Here is an 18,908-nt window from a genome sequence, read left to right as displayed (position 1 = left end):
GCATGAAATTTTTTACATTAATAAGGGGCAACAGAAATTTGAAATACCGGTAGAGATTTATTTAAAATTATTTAAATAAATAGTTTCAAAGGGCAAAGTGTAACTGCCCTTTTTATTTAGATTATAATATTGTTGAAATATCCTATAACGCTGCAACAACATTAGTAATTTTAGCAGCTGGATTAAATTGAAATATGATGGCTAAGATCGATAATGGCTTCACCTAAATCTGTCCAAGAAAAGTTACCATCAAATGAAAGATGAATAATCTTTAGTTTAGGAGTTAGGTTATCGGTTAAACGTTGAACATCTTTATTATTGTTCTAAAAAATAAAAGTTAATTTTGTCTCAGAGCTATTCTCAGACATAAAAACCGCAAAAAATATCTTATTATACCGAGCTTTTTCTTCCATATATATAGTGTTTCTTTTGAAAACAATTTTTTATTAAAATCCCCTCGAATAGGTACACTCATAAATAGTAATTATTTCGGGGTTTTCACGCTTCTTCTAAATAATACATATTACGATAATCAATGCGACCATTTTTATCGAATATGACATGCTTATATGGTGTATCTTCTCGCAAATAAACAATATGTTTACGGTGTGTTAAAAACTTAACAACATAATTTTCTTGAATATACCTCTCGATATCTTTGAAAATCTCAAAGTTATCATTCTTCTCTATAAAGGTTTGTAGCAGTTCTCTTACATATTTAGCCTGTTGACTCTCCATGAAAGTGCTAATAATTTTTGGCTCTGCTAGATATACATTTATCAGTGCTAAATAAATATTATGTCCTAGCGCAATCCCCCCGATAAAGAGATCAATTTGTGTGTGTAGATTGACTTGTTTCTCTTTAAAATCTATGCATTTTAAAGTTGAGTGAATCCCAACACTTTTCAACAACTGTTGTAAAATTTTCGCCTTCTCTTCATGGTTCACCCCTTGGCGAATTTGTTGATACCCAATTACTAAAGGTTTAGTGAAAATAGGTTTATAAGAAGGTTTTGGCAAATTAAATAAATCGTCGCCTATAATCCAACTATAAGCAATATCCTCTCTTAACGGATAAATAATAAACTGCGAAGGTTCAATTAAATGCCAAATATATTCTCGCTTATCTTTTCCTTGTAATTCTCCAAATTGGGCATTTAAACAAATAAAATCTGCCCCAAGCTCTTGAGTAATAATTTTTCTGTTCGGTACGGAGGCTTCAAAAGGTTCGTAGCGAATGGAATCTAGTAGAAATTGATTATTATAGACAATTTCTACTAGATCAATCCATGGTCGGTGTTTAAAGTATTGGGGGAATGCCTCCAATTTTAATAGTCTTTTACTTTGTTCAATTAAGGAAAACGGTCCGCAGCCTATGTTTTTTGTTCCATCTGCCGGTGTAATCGCGAACCGAATTCTTGACAAAAAATAAGGCAGCAAAGCACAGGGACTGTTTAAGGTAATATATACTTCATACCGATTAACTTCTTGAATGTCCTTGATTTTTAAGGAATGTGAATAGAGGTGCGCAGCAGTTTTCAGTGATGAGACAACATCTGTGGCCGTAACCTCTTGTAGATTATGAAATTGTATCCCTTTCCTCAAAATGAAATGCCACTGTACAAAATCTTCATTGTTCACATGAAACAATAAATTCTTACGGGCATTACCTTTTTCATCAATATAAAACAAAGTTTCATGTATCTGTTCTAATACATGATGATCATGACGTGATAAAGCCTTTACTGGATCTAAACAAAGTTCAACAAAATACATACTGTGTCGAAAAATATGTAGGTTTTTTTCATTTTGTAGTCCAAATTTGACATTTAACCATTGTTGAATTTTGGGATGTGTAAATAGTTCCATTTTTTTAGCGATTTGAAAAGCTTCTTCATATTTTGACTTATGCCAAAGTATTTGCATGACATCTATTAATACTGAGATTGGATCTCTTAGCAGTGTTAGAAATGGTTTTTTTCCTCGACCTCTTTTTGTTTCCCACTCTATCACTTGCTGTTGGTGCAATAGATGTATTTGTGTTTTTGCATGACGAGTTGAACAATGCCAAATAGTTGCTAAAAAGTCGATTGAAGTTTGTGTTCGAACATTCGATTTAAAGTGTTTATATAACTCTAATTCATAAAAATACATATTCTCCTCCTAAAAGGTGAATTAAATAATTTAACTTTTCACTTTTTGTTCTCCTTTTTATATTTTACACTTTTTATGGGAGGGAAGAGAATGAATTTACATAAAAATCAAATTTTTCAAAAGATATATGCATTGCACTTTTTCATCAATCTATCGATGACCATTTTTTCGTTTATTTTACCGATTATTTTATATGAATATACAAAATCAGCGCTTGCCATGAGTATAATGCGAATCATGGATTTTTTGCCAAATGTTTTGCTAGGTATGCTAATCGGGGTTTTAGTTGATCGAATAAATCGGAGATATATTATAATTTATGGAAACGTGATTCGAATGATTATTTCCTTTGTATTCGTCTTTCTATTAACGAACACAGATTTTATGCTGTGGCACATTTATATACTTGGTTTTTTGATATCTACTATCAGTTACACAATTGGTAGTGCGACCAATGCCATAGTGCCTCAGTTGTTTGATATATCCTTGATGACGGAAATACAAGCAAAATTCGCTTTATTGTCAACGATGATCACCATTATTGGTCCTGGCCTACTCGGTATTTTGCTTCTCTGGATGTCAAATTCTCTTTTTCTATGGTTGTTTTTAGGATGTCAGTTATGTATGACGATTATTGCATTCTTTATCGAAAAAGTACCTACACCAATTAGTAAGGTGAAACGTTCTCTTTTAGAGGATATGAAAGAAGGAATCGTTGCACTTATTGGCAATAAGTCACTCCTTCTTCAGACATGGACTATTTTTTTCTCTAATTTTGCATCGAGTTTAATTATTGGTGTGTTAACGTTTTATTCTCTGGATCAATTACATTTTACAAAAGAAGAGCTTGGGATGATGCTTACGATTTCAGCGATTGGAGGTATCATCGGAGCTAAGATTATACGCCCATTGCAAAAACGTTATACACGTGGGCAAATATATACAAATAGTATGTTTATTGAGGTATTTGTACTCGTATTATTTTATTTTGCTGATCATTGGATCGGCTTAGGGATTTTACTGGCGACTCGAACTACTACCATAACAATGACAAATATCGTTTACTTAGCCATTCGGCAAGAAACAACACCTAATCATTTGCTAGGACGTGTTGCTGGAACAACTTCAATGATTATGAAGTTAGCAGTGCCAATAGGTCTTTTTATCGGAGGAATTTGGGCAGAAAGCTTACCAATTGCACCAATTTTTATACTAAGTGCTGCTTTTGTTTTATTTAATTTTATATTGTTGAAAAAAAATAAATTTGAACTGATTGTTTAAGGGAAAGTCCTAAAAAGTAGATTCCTTGGGTAGAGTCAGGATTTGGCGGATAAACATTGTTAAGAAAAAAGGATGTGTTTGTTATAGCAAAGGCTACAGTGTTACCTCAATAGGGTGGATTAATCTATTGAGGTAAATTCAATTATATATGAAAAAATTCTAGCTGGGCAATTTATGAGGGCTTAAATGGATTAGTTAAACTCTTTGCTTAATTAACAGGAGCATAACTTTTGCATATATATCTTTGTAGCTTGAAGCAAACTGATAACCAAAAAAGTGAAGAATCGCAAAGTTTCCTTCACTGGTCCCGTGTGTATCCATAGAATGTATCTCAAGTTGGATATCAGTGTTATTGTAAAGAATATCGAAAACATAATGACTTTCATGTTCGTTGGCGCCGAATTATTCGGTCATTCCCGGAATGTGGTTGGCAACCATTGTATAAGAAACGTTACAGATTTATATTTACATATTTTATTGCATTTCCTAACCCCTTGAGAATCCTTCGTTTTATATTTTTTCCCGAAAGTGCATTTTTTTTTTTAGTTGCAAGCCCATTCAAAAGTTCCGTAAACAACAGTTTATGGTGCATACTTAGATTTCGATTTAAAAGAATTGAAATCCGTTTATTTATGGACCAAAACTCAATTTCAATTTTCAAAGTACCATTTATTAAGAGTAAAAACCTTTTTGATAAGGTCTTAGCGTTATAAATTTTCTTATCGTACAAAATTTCCCATTAAAAAATTTAAATACATACTGGATGAATATAGCAGGTAGTCTTAGTTACGTTGCCAATAAGCGCCAAGATCAGCTTCCACAAGGGCAAATAACCTTATTGGCATCCAACTTTTTTGAGCAATTCCCAACCTATGAGTTTTTAAAATGGGTAATGAAAGATTATCCTCTTTTTTTAGATAAATATCTGCTGTACGATGAGGTGCGTGTGTTGCTGTTAGCGTATTTGGTAGAATAGAAGTTAATAAAAAAATAATATTCTTGTATCAAAAGTTTTTGTGAAATCATTCGGGTTTTTCCGAAGGAGGGCGGAGTGGACAAGCTGTTGTTTCAGTTTATACTATTAGTAGCCTATGTGGGAAAATAAAGAGTGGCTCTATGGAAATGTTGACTATATACTAATTAAACAATAAGATATTCATTCAGTTGGGAGTAGAAATCATGGGGTTTGGGGATATGTTTGCGTTAGTTAATGGGATAATAATATTGGCTTTTGTTATTATCATTCCTACCGTACTTATCATCGTATTTGTAGCAGCGTGTAAAGTAATAAAAAGATATTTGAAAAACGGAAAACTAATGGAGGAAAAATTAAGAATGGAGCTTGCTGAAAGGCAGGAATTAGAGCATCGTGTAACGGAGCTAGAAAATAAATTAAAGATGAAGGAAAAATAAAGTAAACCGCTATTTTACAATAACGGCTTTCAAGTCATTTCTATTGATACTCCCCCTAGTGCTCCAGCTAAAACAATGAGCCACGGTGGAAGTTTCCAATAAACCAACATAAAGAATAATATGGCTGCTAAGGAAAAATCTAATGGCGTAATCATGGCACTCGTCCATATGGGCTTATAAAAGGCTGATATTAATATTCCAACAACTGCAGCATTAATGGCAATGAATGCTCCTTTTATATGTTGATTCTTTCTTAATGAATGCCAAAAAGGTAAGACACCAAAGATCAGTAGTATGGCAGGTAAAAAGATAGAAAATGTTGCAACCATACCTCCTAACCAACCATTCATATCCGCGCCAATAAATGCTGCAAAGGTAAATAGAGGTCCAGGCACAGCCTGAGCAGCCGCATACCCTGATAAAAAGGCTTCTTCACTAATTAATCCAGTAGGAACAAATTCTCTTTCTAATAAGGGAAGAACGACATGTCCTCCTCCAAATACCAATGCTCCAGCCCGGTAGAAACTGTCAACCATACTTAGCCAAGTACTTGAAATTAAATTGTTTAAAATCGGAAGGATGGTTAAGAGCCCAAAAAATAAACTTAAGCAAACCAATCCTATCTTCTTTGATAACGGTACTTGTAATGATAAACCGTCATGCTCCTCTTTTTTACTAAACATAAAATAACCAAGCAATCCAGCTACAAGAATGACCCCAATTTGCGATAGGTTATGGGGAATAAGTAAGGTGATTAAAAGCGCGAATAAAGCGATTGATTTCCTAGTCAAGTCAGGGGTTAAACTCTTCGCCATTCCTAAAATCGCATGAGCAACAATGACCACAGCAACTATTTTCAACCCTTGGATAATACCAAATTCCAATAGACCAAGCTGTTGAGCAAAATAAGCGAATAAAATAAGAGCAATGACTGAGGGCATTGTAAAGCCAATAAAAGATACAATCCCACCTAAAACGCCACCTCTCATGACCCCAATGCCAATGCCGACTTGACTGCTTGCTGGGCCAGGTAAAAATTGACTTAATGCTACAAGATCGGCATAACTTTTTTCATCCATCCATTTTCTTTTACGAACATATTCCTGATGAAAGTAACCTAAATGCGCGACTGGTCCTCCAAAAGAGGTGAAACCAAGTCTTGTTGATACAATGAAAATTTCAAGTAGTTGTTTAAAGTATTGCATGCAGGACCCCTTTACTCTTTAATTTCTTTGAATAATTCATATGCTTTTGCTCTTGCTTCAATTAAGATAGCTGCACCCTTTTCAGTAATGCGATAATATTTTCTTATTTTTCCATCTACCAATTGCTCCTCTTTTAGCAATAAGCCATCAGCTTCCATCCCGTGGAGTATTGGGTATAGTGTACCTGCGCTAATGGTATAACCATGTTCTCTTAATTCGTCCAACATCCAGCTCCCATATATGGGGTGCTCCTTCGCATGATGTAAAATATGAATATGAATAAAGCCTAAAAATAACTTTCTTATTATTTTATTGTTTTCCAAAGTAAAGACTCCTTGATTTGTAAAATCGATATCGGTTTTCGATTTCATAGTAATATAAATTTTCGTTTATGTAAATATGTAAAGAGTTTAATTCTCTTTGACTAGGGTGGTATTTTTCTGATAATATAGAAGTATCAAAATAAAATATAACCATTTTGGTCATGTGTTCATGAGAGACCTCAATAAATCGTTAGCTTAAATAGTTAATGCATTTTTTGAGGTCTTTTTTATGGTTTAGAAAGGATGAGGTTATATGTTTAAAGCAAGAAGATTGCGAAGAATATTTTCTGAAGATGGGAAAGCATTAGTTCTCGCTCTGGATGGGTTTTATTTTTCAAACAAAACAAATGGGATTGAACAATCGATTAAATTATTGCCTGAAATGATTGAACAGGGTCTAGATGCCATATTAGTTACTTACGGAATGGCTAAAATGTATGTGGAAGAGTTTTCTGGTGTAGGTATGCTATTGCGTGCAGATATGTCTAGTAAAATTTATGATCCAAGTGTACCTTTTACTCAAACTACCTTTTCAGTTGAAGATGCATTGAGAATAGGAGCAGATGGTGTGATATCCATGACTTTTCCAGGTGCTAAAAATGAGGGCATTGCTCATGAAATTGCTTTGAAATTAGCGAAAGACGCAGATCATTGGCAGATGCCTTTTATGTGTGAAACCTTACCTTATGGTTATGCTGTAACAAATGAAGCCTCCAATAGACCTGAAGTCATTGCCACAGCTGCTAGGTTAGGTACAGAATTAGGAGCAGATATAATTAAAACAAGGTTTACAGGTACGTTGGATGATCAGTTAATTGTTCAGGCTGCTAAACGTCCAGTATTAGCATTGGGTGGGCCAAAGACAAATGATTTTAAAGAGTATTTAGAGTTTGTTCATCATTGTATGAATGTTGGGGCAAAGGGAGTAGCGGTAGGGAGAAACGTAACACAAAATGAACATCCTGTTGCTGCTATAGCGGCACTTCATACGATTATTCATAAAGGTGGCAATGTGGCCGAAGCCCATCAGGATTATAAGGCATTAAGCGAAAGATAGGGTCATAGACTGGAAGTAAAACAGATTGACACTCTTTTGTAAGCGTTTTACGATAAAATTATCAAATAATAGAAGGTGTCATATGTTTAATGAAAAAACAGTTATTCCATCCATTCGACAGTTAAAATATTTAGATGATGCTTTAAAGAGTCAGTCGCCATTTATATTGTTATCTGATGTTCATATTGGTAACTTAGGTCAATTAACGAAAAGATGCCATGAACATAATAAAAAAGTACTTGTCCATATTGATTTAGTCGAAGGATTAACAAAGGATGCAAAAGGTGTAAAGTGGTTGAAGGATTTATTTAAAGTTGATGGGGTCATTTCACCCAATCAGCGTGTTCTCCAACAAGCAAGGAAGATAGGGTTAATAGCAATATATCGAATTTTTCTATTGGATTCACGTTCTTTTGAACAATCTCTTAGTGCTTTAAATGGATCGCAATTCGATGCAGTAGAAGTTCTACCAGGTCCATTTGCGACTCAGTATATTAAACGTATTAGAGAGGTTTTGCCACATAAACCATTGTTGGCAGGGGGATTTATTGATCAAAAAGAACAACTTGATTCTGTTTTTGCAGCTGGCTTTTTGGCTGTAACAACGAGTCAACCTTCTTTATGGTTATATTAACAAAAAAATAGATTTGAGGGTTCAGTGTCCATGAGAAAACCCCCATATGGAATGGGTATGTGTAGTACCTTTTCTTTGTGGGGGAATTTTTTAATTTAAAGTGTTTAGGGGGAGCTTTATGGAACTGATAAATTGGGTAATTGATTTAGGTCCATCTGTCATGATGCCGATTATTTTCTTTATATTGGCACTATGCTTCAGGGTACCTATTGGTAAAGCATTTAAAGCTGCCATGCTAGTTGGAATTGGTTTTGTTGGTATTAATCTCATTATAACCTTATTGCTTGAAAGTATTGGACCAGCTGCAGAATCAATGGTTGAGCGTTTTAATTTGAACTTAACTATTATAGATCCAGGCTGGCCAGTAGCTGCAGCGGTTGGTTGGGGTTCACCAATAGTGCCATTCGCTGTTTTTGGGCTTATACTAGTAAATATAATATTGCTTTTCTTGAAGGCAACAAAAACAGTGAATATTGATATCTTTAATTTTTGGATTTTTATGATTGTTGGCGCAATTGTTTACACACTCTCAGGAAGTATTTGGTTAGGGGTTGTAGCATCAATTGTACATTTTCTAGTGACACTCTATATTGCGGACAAGACAGCTACCCGTATACAAGAGGATTATCAATTAAAAGGTATTTCATTTCCACATGGGACCACGGCCATATTTGTTCCTGTGGGTATAGCGATCAATTGGATAATAGAAAGAATTCCAGGTTTAAGGGATGTAAAGGCAGATCCTGAAACGGTTACAAAGAAGTTTGGGATATTTGGAGAGCCTATGACATTGGGCGCAATTATAGGAACATTATTAGGAATTTTAGCTGGGTTTGATGTAGCGGCTGTAATGACACTAGGCATAACAGTTGCGGCAGTAATGGTACTACTACCTAAAATGGTTGATGTGCTTGTGGAAGGTTTAAATATTATTAGAGAAGCTGCTGAAACTTTTCTAAAGAGAAGATTTCCAGATCGAGAGTTTTATATTGCGATGGACACGGCATTATTGATTGCAAGGCCAGCGGTGTTGGCTACTGGTTTACTAATGATACCGACGACATTATTACTCGCTGTTATTTTACCAGGTAATCGTTTATTGCCATTCACTGATTTGGCATCGCTTTCATTTCTGTTTGCCATGTGTGCGCCATATCTTAAACAAAATATGGTGAGATTATATATAACCGGAATAGCTATTATGACATTAGTGCTTTATATAGGGACAGATATTGCTGCTGGTTTTACAGAAGCTGCTAACCTATCTAATGTCACTTTACCAAGTAGTATTCATGAAAAGACAGAGCTTGCTAATCTTGTTGGTGGAGCGACCACACCGTTAGGGTGGATAATTATTAAGATTGCTGGATTATTATCTTAGGGGGTAGAACAATGGAGAAGTATATTATGGGAATCGATAATGGAGGTACGATCACAAAAGCAGCATTATATACTTTGAGTGGCAAAGAAATTGGCATAGCATCAAAAAAGACAAAAATGATTATGCCAAAACCCTATCATACTGAACGTGATATGGATGAATTATGGGAAGCGAATCTAGCAGTCATTCGAGAATTAATTAATAATTATTCAATTGATACAAGCACGATTGTGGGTCTTGCCATTACTGGACATGGGAATGGTTTATATCTATCAGATAAAAAAGGGGAGCCTGTATATAACGGGATTATCTCGACCGATAATCGTGCCAAGAAATATATAGAAGAATGGTATGGCGATAGTCGTTTTGAAGAAAAGGTGCTACCAAAGACAATGCAATCTGTTTGGGCTGGTCAGCCTGTAGCGTTACTACGATGGTTAAAGGATCACCAACCATCTGTTATAGAAGCGGCAGATTATATATTTACTGTGAAAGATTATATACGCTTCAAATTAACGGGCGAAGCTTTTCTAGAACTAACAGATGTCTCAGGAACAAATTTGTTAAATGTCCGCGACCGCTGTTATGATCAACAATTATTATCCTTTTTTGGTATCGATGATCTCATAGATAAATTACCGCCACTTAAACAGTCAACAGATTATTGTGGGGCCATTACTAAAGAGATAGCTGATATGACAGGGTTAAAAGAAGGAACGCCTGTTGCGGGTGGGATTTTTGATATCGCAGCTTCCGCAGTTGCCTCAGGTTTGGTAAAAGAAGACCGGTTAGCGATTGTTGCAGGTACATGGAGTATAAATGAATACATTACGAAGAAACCGGTCATTGATCGTGAGTTATTTATGACATCAATTTATTGCTTGGATGACTATTGGTTAACCACGGAAGCAAGCCCGACCTCAGCAAGTAATCTGGAATGGTTTATTGATCATTTTATGATAGAAGAAAAACAACAATGTGCCCTGACAGGTCAATCGATCTATGATATTTGTAATGAGCTGGTGGAAGAAACGACACCAGAGGAGAGTCAGCTTGTATTCTTCCCGTTTTTATTCGGTTCAAATACAGTGCCACATGCTACATCATGCTTTATTGGAATGAATAGTTGGCATGAAAAGAAACATTTTATTCGAGCCGTTTATGAAGGGATTGTTTTTGGACATATCTATCATATTGAAAGGTTGTTAAAATATATTGAAAAACCTGAAGCTTCTAGAATAGCTGGCGGTGTGACAAAATCTGATGTGTGGTTACAGATATTTGCTGATAGCTTGCAAGTACCATTAGAAATTGTGGAAGTAAAAGAGCATGGAACATTGGGAACTGCCATGTGTGCAGCAGTTATGAACGGGGACTACGAATCAGTTAAAGAAGCAGCTGAAGCAATGGTTAAGGTGAATCGTGTTATTCAACCTCGCCCTGAAAAAAAGGCAATCTATGAAAATAAATATCAACAGTATAAAGAGACACTAGCGAAAATGGAAGAGGTATGGAAGGTAGGGAGATAAGGATGGATTTAGGTTTAAGGGGAAAAACAGCCGTTGTGACCGGCGCCTCTCGTGGCGTAGGCAAAGAGATTGCTAGAACACTTGGTAGAGAGGGGGCGAATGTTGTCCTTACTTACCAAGGGAACAGAGAACAAGCAGAGGCAGTAGTTAAAGAGATAGAAGGGTATGGACAAAAATCAGTGGCTATTCAACTGGACCTCTCGAATGAGGAAGCAGTAGCAGAGTTAGTGGAAAAGGCAAGTGAACGGATAGAAGAATCTATTGATATTTTAGTTAATAATGCTGCGGTATGGCCAACCAATTATATTAAAGATATGTCATTGCAAGAATGGCAGAAGACAATCGGAATTAATCTGGATAGTGTGTTTCTAACTTCACAAGGGTTTATCAAACACTGTTTATTTCATAAGAAAAGTGGTCGTATTTTAAATATTACTTCACAGGCAGCGTTTTATGGCTCAACAACAGGCCATTCACACTATGCAGCTAGTAAGTCTGGGATGATTGCGTTTGCGATCTCACTTGCTAGAGAACATGCAAAGGATGACATTACAGTTAATAACTTGGCACTCGGTATTGTAGAAACCGATATGATTAAAGATTCTTTACAGCAAAAAGGCGACTATTATGTCAATCGGATTCCAGTTGGTAGAGTAGCAAAACCAGAAGAAATGGCAGATATTGCGGCTTTTTTAGTATCAGAAAAATCTAAGTATATGACCGGGGCGACAGTTGATGCTACTGGCGGAATGTTAATGAGATAAGGAGAGAAGCACAGATGAAATGTTTAGCTATTGCGGATTTATTCATCACGAAGGAAATGATGGAACAAGGATTAAACACTTTAATAGATAGTGGTTTCGAGTTGACGATTCGAGAGTGGCGACATGAGAATTTAGAAGCGTTGCAAAAGGATAATCTTGCTATCGAGCAACAAGGTAGTGAGGTAGTATGTTTACCAGAAAACTTATATGACGATATCGATCAGTATGATGTGATCATTACACAATTTGCACCTATTGGCCAAAAAGTGATTGAGAAAGCCACATCTCTTAAATTAATAGGTGTTTTACGGGGTGGTGTAGAAAATATTCACATAAATGAGGCTAAAGCAAGAGGGGTAGAAGTGATTAATACTCCCGGTAGAAATGCAAGAAGTGTAGCTGAATTTACGGTGGGCATGATTCTATCTGAAATTCGAAATATTGCCCGTTCACATGCTGCCTTAAAACAAGGAGATTGGCGCAAAGATTTTAGTAATGTTGATTTCGTACCAGAATTAGAAGATAGAACAATAGGGATAATTGGATATGGTCATATTGGGCAACTTGTTGGAAAATTTCTAAGTGGTTTTGATACTAGAATTATTTTCTATGATCCTTATTTTCAGGGGGAAACAGCATTTGAAGAAGTTGATTTAGAGACTTTATTGTCAGATTCAGATGTTGTGACTCTACATGGGAGATTAACGGAGGAAACGAAGCATCTTATCCGGTATGAACAGTTAGCAATGATGAAAAATACGGCTGTTCTTATCAACACAGCTAGATCGGGATTAGTATGTGAAGATGATCTTATTCGAGCATTAAATGAGAAGCAAATTGCTGGTGCAGCTATTGATACCTTTGACCAAGAACCTTTAGGAGAGGCGAGCCCGTTTGTAGACCTTGATAATGTAACAATTACGGCGCATTTAGCTGGGAGCACAATAGATGCTTTTAAAAATACGCCAAAAAAATTAGGTAAGTTAATTCTACAATGGAAAGAGAGTCAAGAGGCATAAGAGGGTTTTATTAGAAATAGAAAGTCGGGCTTGTTCGGTTTAGGGGCAGCCCGACTTTCACTTTTAAAAATAGTTGTTGCACGAATCATTTACTTCACCCGCAAAACTTGCCCTGGATAAATTGTATAATTAGCATCTAAGCCATTCCAACTTTGGATTTGTGCAATCGTGCTTCCATACCTTTGTGATAAGGCGTATACAGTATCTCCGCTGACAACTGTATGATGGATAGCGCCACCTGAAGGAACCAGGTTGAAGGCGCGTACGAGTCCATTTACATGTCCTTGGGCAATGGCTTGAATAAATGAAGCTTGTTTTAATTTATTAGCATCAGCGACTGTGTCAATAAAACCGTTCTCTGTTAAAATGGCCGGCATATTGCTTTCTCTTAATACATGAAAGTTGGCTTGTTTTTTACCACGATCGGCGAAGTTAACGACTTTCATTATTTCTTCATGAATGATATTTTGATAGGTTGTTGTAGGAGTGCTGGATCCAGGATAGATATAATCCTCATAGCCAGTACCGCCACCGGCATTAATATGAATGGATAAGAAATAATTTGCCCCCCAAGCGTTGGCATCATTTGTTCTTTGGGTAAGGGAAACGGTTTGGTCATTTGTTCGACTCATTCTCACTTCGGCATTACTATATCCTGATAATAAATCTCTCACTTTAATCGCTATTTGTAATGTGAGATTCTTTTCTTGTAAACCATTCCCGACAGCTCCTGGATCGGTACCGCCATGACCTGGATCAATGTATATTTTGACCATATGAAAAATACCTCCTTTTTTAATAGCTTTATGCAGGGAGTAGCATTACTGCTTGTACACTTAAACTATTTTTGGTGTTGATTCGTAAAAAAAAGGAGGTTTAGTAGGGGAAAGTGGATTTTAAGAGAGGTATGTATGAAAATAAGAAGGCAGTAATTTTTTCTTTCATTACTGCTCTCCATCACGTACTACATGTGCTATCCTTTTCGATATTGGCATAATCGGTATGCTTCAATATCTTCATAGAAATCAGATAGGCAAGGACATCGGCGATATGTACCATCCCCACTTGTTCGTTGGAGAAGGACCGTTCGTATGTCCCAAAGTTTAGCTATCTGTCCGATTTAATGGGACACCGATAAAGGCTTTGATACCAAGTGCTTCGGTCATTTTATTGCCTGCTTTTTTGGCTATCTATGCAGAATTGACATCTAAGTTTTTAGTTAACAAACCAATTATTTAGTAGAAGTATCCACTAGTGATTGGTGTACCCTCAACGAACATCTCTTCAAAATTGATTGATACTATAATTTAGAATCATTGATTACAGATGGAAGAGCTTAATTCTTTTCGTTCTTCATCAATTCTTCTTCAAAGAAAAATGTGCCAGGATATTTATCAACGACATAAGAGTACCTTTTCATATTTTTTACATACTGACTTTTTGAAATGATCACTTGCTCTTTCGTTTTTTTTATACTTACCTTTTCCCCGATACGAAACATTTCTACGCTCATCATCTCAATCCCTTTCATTAGTGAAGATAATGTGTTCTTATAGTGAATGAAAAAAAGACCCCTAGATGGAGTCTTTCATTCTATAGTAATTATGCTTTGTTAACGTTAGCAGCTTGTAGGCCACGTTGACCTTGCTCGATGTCAAATGTTACTTTTTGACCTTCGTCTAAAGATTTGAATCCTTCGCTTTGAATCGCGCTGAAATGTACGAATACATCTTCTCCGCCTTCTTGCTCAATAAATCCGAATCCTTTTTCTGCGTTAAACCATTTTACTGTACCTGTTTCCATGTTATCGTCTCCTATTGTGGGAATTCCACAAATGTATTACTACCCTTGTTCAATCATACGATCTTAAGATTAAAAATTTCTTGGAAGAGATTTCCTCTCTCTCAATTTTACACCGAACAAAAATAATTAACTTCATCATAACATCTATCCATGAGATTAGCAAATACAGGAAGGGTGTTTTTTTGTTGGAAAGATTTGCAATAGGTGATGAATAGCGTTGTTCCTATACAAATTGTGAAAAAAAGATACCCGCTAGTAACTTAGCGAGTATCTTATCCTTATAATGAGTCATTTACTTGTACATGGTACCGTCCTCTAGGCACAACCAATGGAGAGAGGGAGACAGGATCGTTGATAACCATACAATCTAGACCAAAGACTTGTTTCACGAGGTCACTGGTGATGACTTCAGAAGGCTCACCTTCTGCAATGAGTTGTCCTTTTTCTAATGCGAAAATATAATCGGCATAGCGTGCGGAAAGATTAATATCGTGCAGCACCATGACAATCGTAGTACCATAATTCCGGTTCAAGTCTGTTAATAAATCTAGTATTTCTACTTGATAGGCAATGTCTAAAAACGTCGTGGGTTCATCTAGAAACAAAATATCCGTTTGTTGCGTCAGTGCCATAGCGATCCATACTCTTTGCCGCTGTCCACCAGATAGTTCGTCAATATTACGATCAGCCAGTTCTGCGATATTCATAATTTCCATTGCTTCTGCTACCGCTTCATAATCCTTCTTAGACCAACCACTGAACATTTTCTGGTGAGGATAACGCCCCCTACCAACGAGGTCAGTTACTGTAATCCCCTCTGGCACAATAGGGGACTGTGGTAAAATACCGAGTACCCGAGCGAGTTGCTTCGGGGGAATCTGATCAATTGATTTCCCATCAAGAATAACTTGACCGGACTGTGGTTTGATTAGTCTCGCCATCGTTTTTAACAAAGTCGATTTCCCACAAGCATTTGCCCCGATAATGACATTTATCTTATTGCTTGGAATCTCCACATCCAACCCGTGAAGAATCGTTTTTTGATCATAGCCGGCTACGACTTCCTTCGTTTCAAATTGGTGTATTGTTTTCATTATAAACTACCCTTTCGATTCATACGGATAAGTAAGTAAATTAGATATGGTGCCCCGAGTAAACCAGTAACAATACCAACAGGATATCTAGTTGTAAAAGCAAATTGACCAATCAAGTCAGCTGCTAAAACAAGATTCACACCAACGAGGCCTGCAGGAATAACATTCGAATACCCGACACCAACTAGTCTTTTTGCAATCGGTCCAGCTAAAAAGGCAACAAAAGCAATCGGTCCGGTCGTTGCAGTGGCAATGGCTAGCATGGCGACAGAGCTAAGTACAAGGAGTATTCTTGTTTGATTCGTATTGAGTCCGAGTGATGTCGCGGATTCTTCACCTAATTCAAGAATGCCGAGCTGTCTACCCAAAATTGCCACAATAGGCGCAAAAAGGATGACAGTAATCATTAATGGAATCGTTGAATCTAGCTGAGCACCATTCAAGCTACCGTTTAACCATCGTAAGGCAGTAGGTATATCTTCTTGCGCGCCTCGCATTAATAGAAAAGAAATTGCTGCACTCAACATAGCTTGGATACCAATACCGACTAGTATTAAACGTCCGATGGAAAAAGATTTTCCTTTAGATAAAATAAATATAAGGAAAACCGTTAATAATCCAGCAATGACTGATGCAATAGATACGACCGTGTTACTTGTATGGAAAATAAGAATACAAATTAAAGCGGCCACACTTGAGCCAGCAGTAATACCGAGAATATCGGGGTTAGCAAGCGGGTTCCTTAGCATCGTTTGAAATGTATTCCCTGCGATACCAAAAGCAATGCCTGCAAAAAAACCGGCTAACATTCTCGGGAGACGGATTGTATTGACGGCAAAGGAAGCACCGCCAGCAGCATCCCCTGTTAGCGCACTCCAAATCTCTTGTGGTGGATAATAAGAGTTACCAAACATAAGCATGGCGCAGCATAAGGCTAAGGCTGTAGCAAAGAGTAAGCTATTAATCAGTAACCAGCGCTGTCTTCTTTTTTTTCGTCCTTGTTTAATAACGGATAACAATGAATGTCTCATAGTGAACGCACCTTCATTCTAATCGCTAAAAATATTAATAAAGGCGCACCGATAAAGGCTGTCACAACTCCAGCTTCTAACTCCCCGGGGCTACCGATGAGTCGACCTATGATATCAGCGATTGTTAAAATGACTGCCCCTGATATCGCTGACATGGGAATGGTGAATCTAAGGTCAGCACCTAGAATGAGTCGCATCAAGTGCATCGCTAATAAACCGACAAAGCCAATTGGACCGGCTAGTGCAGTCGCGGCGCCACATAAAATGACCCCTGCAAATGCAGCGATTAAACGAATCATACCGGTTCTGACACCTTGTCCGGTAGCCACTTCGTCCCCGAGTGCTAATGCATTTAAAGCAGAAGCAGTCATAATCGCGAGCAAAATTCCTATAATTAAAAAAGGTAAGAATGTGAGGATTAAGTCCCAGTTAGCAGACCCTACGCTACCTACTTGCCAAAATCTAAACTGATCCATGACATATGTACGGGATAGCATAATGGCACTAACGAGGGAAGAGAGAGCGGCACTTGTCGCTGCCCCTGCTAAGACGAGCTTAAGTGGGGTCGCACCTGAACCCCCCATAGAACCAATTCCATATACAAAAATGGCTGTTAGCATAGCGCCAACAATCGCAAACCAAATATATTCCGCTGCACTGCTAATTTGAAAAAAAGCAATCCCACAGACGACAAAAAGCGCTGCCCCTGTATTTACGCCAAGAATACTAGGGTCAGCAATTGGATTTCTTGTTACAGATTGCATGAGTGCACCGGAAACACCAAGAGCAGCACCACATAATAAACTAAAAACTGTACGAGGGATGCGTTCTTGCACAACACTTGAACTAAAAGACGCTACTTCTGGATGAAAAAGACCGGTGATTAACTCATTCCATGTTACAAACCTTGCGCCAAATGCCAAAGAGGCAACAACACATAAGCATAATAGAATGATAGATGCGGTGAGCACAATTATCAAATGCTTTGGTAGATGCCTTTTTGGGACTTGCTTTTCAATTAGATTATTCATCAACTTTCTCAACCGCATCTGCGATTAATTCTAAGTATTCATCGATTGTATATTCGATAGAAAGCGGGTTAGGATTCCCAGAAGCTGCAAGTGGTGTGTTGTTACCAATAAAGACAACCGATCCTCTTTCTATAGCCTTGATTTTGCCAAGACGAGCGTCTGCTTTTACAGCATCATATGTGCTTTCATCATTATAACCGATGATAATATCAGCATCATTAAGTACATCAGCATTTTCAGCACTCAAAGATAAAGAGAATGCATTTTCATCTTTGATTAGATTGGTAATACTCTCAGGTGTTTCTAATCCCATTTCCATAAGGAAAGACACACGTGGATCAGCAGGTGTATAGAGGTGGAACTGAGACAAATCGTTTGCTGAGAAGTTAGCCCAAACTACTTTTTTTCCCTTTAATTCAGGATATTCCGCAACTTTTTCCGCAACTAAATCCTCTGTATCTTTAATGAGTTGTTCTCCCTCTTGCTCCATCCCCATTCCTTTGGCATTTAGAAGAACTTGTTCACGCCATGTTGTTGTCCAAGGAGTAGTTGGATAGGCAACAACTGGTGCAATTTGTGTTAATAAATCGTAATCTTCTTGTGTAATTCCAGAGTAACCAGCAAGAATAACATCTGGGTTGGAGTCTGCAATCGCTTCAAAATCAAGACCATCTGTATCTTGATAAATATTAGGGTCTTTAATATCTAGTTCTTCAAGTTTCTTCGTAGTCCATGGAAGTAAGCCACTACCATCTTCTACACCATAGTTTGCTGCAGAAAAACCGACAGGTTCAACGCCTAAGGCTAGTACAACATCATGGTTCGCCCATTGAATCGTTGCCACTCTTTCAGGTTTTTCTTCAATCACTGTTTCACCAAAGGCGTGTTCAATCGTAATTGGATATTCTGTTTCGGATGCTTCATCTGTAGTTGTTTCTGCCTCTTTATCTTTTTCATCTTCAGAAGCAGTTGATTCATTATTTGAGCAACCAATTAAGGCAAACATGACGGTAGATACAAGTAATAGTAGTAATAAGAACGACTTCTTTGCTTTCATTTTTTTCCCCTTCTCTTCTATTAAACTGTGACAATCGTATGTAGTGATTTAATAACGATAATCATTCTCATTCAGTGTATAATTACCTAGAGTAGAAGTCAACGATTTTCGGAAATTTAAAACAACTTTATA

The 18,908-nt window shown here is 37.0% G+C and carries 19 protein-coding genes and 1 pseudogene; 9 read left to right on the top strand and 11 right to left on the bottom strand.

Features of this window, described 5'->3' with window-relative positions; all coding sequences use genetic code 11:
* Positions 1–498: 498 nt before the first annotated feature.
* Positions 499–2,154 (bottom strand): ABC transporter substrate-binding protein, encoded by a 1,656-nt coding sequence (locus H9655_RS09620; RefSeq protein WP_191813357.1) that lies wholly within the window; start codon positions 2,152–2,154, stop codon positions 499–501.
* Between the two features lie 90 nt (positions 2,155–2,244).
* On the opposite strand from H9655_RS09620, the gene H9655_RS09615 reads away from it, so the two are divergent.
* The gene (locus H9655_RS09615) at positions 2,245–3,435 is read left to right on the top strand and encodes an MFS transporter (RefSeq protein ID WP_191813355.1); all 1,191 of its coding nucleotides are present in this window, start codon (positions 2,245–2,247) and stop codon (positions 3,433–3,435) included.
* Between the two features lie 225 nt (positions 3,436–3,660).
* On the opposite strand, the pseudogene H9655_RS22390 reads toward H9655_RS09615, so the two are convergent.
* A pseudogene (locus H9655_RS22390) lies at positions 3,661–3,882 on the bottom strand (Tn3 family transposase); the annotation flags it as partial.
* A gap of 262 nt (positions 3,883–4,144) precedes the next feature.
* Here H9655_RS22390 and H9655_RS09605 point away from each other — a divergent pair.
* Both H9655_RS09605 and H9655_RS09600 read left to right on the top strand, forming a co-directional pair.
* Positions 4,145–4,411 (top strand): YxiJ family protein, encoded by a 267-nt coding sequence (locus tag H9655_RS09605; RefSeq protein WP_318245467.1) that lies wholly within the window; start codon positions 4,145–4,147, stop codon positions 4,409–4,411.
* 203 nt (positions 4,412–4,614) lie between these two features.
* Positions 4,615–4,848: a hypothetical protein gene (locus H9655_RS09600; RefSeq protein ID WP_191813350.1), complete on the top strand. Its 234-nt coding sequence runs from the start codon at positions 4,615–4,617 to the stop codon at positions 4,846–4,848.
* A 29-nt stretch (positions 4,849–4,877) separates the two neighbouring features.
* On the opposite strand, the gene H9655_RS09595 is transcribed toward H9655_RS09600, so the two are convergent.
* Entirely contained in the window at positions 4,878–6,053 is a 1,176-nt protein-coding gene (locus H9655_RS09595) for a chromate transporter (RefSeq protein ID WP_191813348.1), read from the bottom strand.
* Between the two features lie 11 nt (positions 6,054–6,064).
* The gene (locus tag H9655_RS09590; protein WP_191813346.1) at positions 6,065–6,424 is read right to left on the bottom strand and encodes a PadR family transcriptional regulator; all 360 of its coding nucleotides are present in this window, start codon (positions 6,422–6,424) and stop codon (positions 6,065–6,067) included.
* A gap of 205 nt (positions 6,425–6,629) precedes the next feature.
* On the opposite strand from H9655_RS09590, the gene H9655_RS09585 reads away from it, so the two are divergent.
* The 6 genes from H9655_RS09585 (at position 6,630) to H9655_RS09560 (ending at position 12,760) form a co-directional block, all read left to right on the top strand.
* Positions 6,630–7,433, top strand: coding sequence for a class I fructose-bisphosphate aldolase (locus tag H9655_RS09585; protein ID WP_191813344.1), 804 nt, complete (start codon positions 6,630–6,632; stop codon positions 7,431–7,433).
* 82 nt (positions 7,434–7,515) lie between these two features.
* Positions 7,516–8,067: a glycerol-3-phosphate responsive antiterminator gene (locus H9655_RS09580; RefSeq protein WP_191813341.1), complete on the top strand. Its 552-nt coding sequence runs from the start codon at positions 7,516–7,518 to the stop codon at positions 8,065–8,067.
* Positions 8,068–8,185: 118 nt separating this feature from the next.
* The gene (locus H9655_RS09575; RefSeq protein WP_191813339.1) at positions 8,186–9,448 is read left to right on the top strand and encodes a PTS galactitol transporter subunit IIC; all 1,263 of its coding nucleotides are present in this window, start codon (positions 8,186–8,188) and stop codon (positions 9,446–9,448) included.
* A gap of 11 nt (positions 9,449–9,459) precedes the next feature.
* Positions 9,460–10,977 carry an FGGY-family carbohydrate kinase gene (locus tag H9655_RS09570; RefSeq protein ID WP_191813337.1) on the top strand — a complete coding sequence of 506 codons (1,518 nt, stop codon included), beginning with the start codon at positions 9,460–9,462 and terminating at the stop codon, positions 10,975–10,977.
* A 2-nt stretch (positions 10,978–10,979) separates the two neighbouring features.
* A complete protein-coding gene (locus H9655_RS09565) occupies positions 10,980–11,741 on the top strand; it encodes an SDR family NAD(P)-dependent oxidoreductase (RefSeq protein WP_191813335.1) in 762 nt (253 codons plus the stop codon).
* Positions 11,742–11,755: 14 nt separating this feature from the next.
* Positions 11,756–12,760, top strand: a complete 1,005-nt coding sequence (locus H9655_RS09560) for a 2-hydroxyacid dehydrogenase (protein WP_191813332.1) — start codon at positions 11,756–11,758, stop codon at positions 12,758–12,760.
* 89 nt (positions 12,761–12,849) lie between these two features.
* Here H9655_RS09560 and H9655_RS09555 read toward each other — a convergent pair whose 3' ends face one another.
* The 7 genes from H9655_RS09555 to H9655_RS09525 all read right to left on the bottom strand — a co-directional run bounded on the left by H9655_RS09555 (position 12,850) and on the right by H9655_RS09525 (position 18,776).
* Positions 12,850–13,536 carry an N-acetylmuramoyl-L-alanine amidase gene (locus H9655_RS09555; protein WP_191813330.1) on the bottom strand — a complete coding sequence of 229 codons (687 nt, stop codon included), beginning with the start codon at positions 13,534–13,536 and terminating at the stop codon, positions 12,850–12,852.
* A gap of 560 nt (positions 13,537–14,096) precedes the next feature.
* Positions 14,097–14,273, bottom strand: coding sequence for a hypothetical protein (locus H9655_RS09550; protein ID WP_191813328.1), 177 nt, complete (start codon positions 14,271–14,273; stop codon positions 14,097–14,099).
* An 89-nt stretch (positions 14,274–14,362) separates the two neighbouring features.
* Positions 14,363–14,563, bottom strand: coding sequence for a cold-shock protein (locus H9655_RS09545; protein WP_095371726.1), 201 nt, complete (start codon positions 14,561–14,563; stop codon positions 14,363–14,365).
* Positions 14,564–14,841: 278 nt separating this feature from the next.
* Positions 14,842–15,657, bottom strand: a complete 816-nt coding sequence (locus tag H9655_RS09540) for an ABC transporter ATP-binding protein (RefSeq protein ID WP_191813326.1) — start codon at positions 15,655–15,657, stop codon at positions 14,842–14,844.
* Positions 15,657–16,688 (bottom strand): FecCD family ABC transporter permease, encoded by a 1,032-nt coding sequence (locus tag H9655_RS09535; RefSeq protein WP_191813324.1) that lies wholly within the window; start codon positions 16,686–16,688, stop codon positions 15,657–15,659. Before H9655_RS09535 ends, H9655_RS09540 begins: the two co-directional genes overlap by 1 nt.
* The gene (locus H9655_RS09530; protein WP_191813322.1) at positions 16,685–17,719 is read right to left on the bottom strand and encodes a FecCD family ABC transporter permease; all 1,035 of its coding nucleotides are present in this window, start codon (positions 17,717–17,719) and stop codon (positions 16,685–16,687) included. The genes H9655_RS09535 and H9655_RS09530 overlap by 4 nt, the downstream gene beginning before the upstream one ends.
* Complete coding sequence (locus H9655_RS09525; RefSeq protein WP_191813320.1) at positions 17,712–18,776, bottom strand: ABC transporter substrate-binding protein; 1,065 nt, start codon at positions 18,774–18,776, stop codon at positions 17,712–17,714. The genes H9655_RS09530 and H9655_RS09525 overlap by 8 nt, the downstream gene beginning before the upstream one ends.
* Between the last annotated feature and the right edge of the window lie 132 nt (positions 18,777–18,908).

The sequence above is a fragment of the Cytobacillus stercorigallinarum genome (assembly GCF_014836495.1).
In the GTDB taxonomy this organism is placed as follows: Bacteria; Bacillota; Bacilli; order Bacillales; family Cytobacillaceae; genus Cytobacillus; species Cytobacillus stercorigallinarum.
The sequence above is the reverse complement of the archived record's forward strand: the minus strand, read 5'-3'. Positions and strand labels throughout refer to the sequence as shown.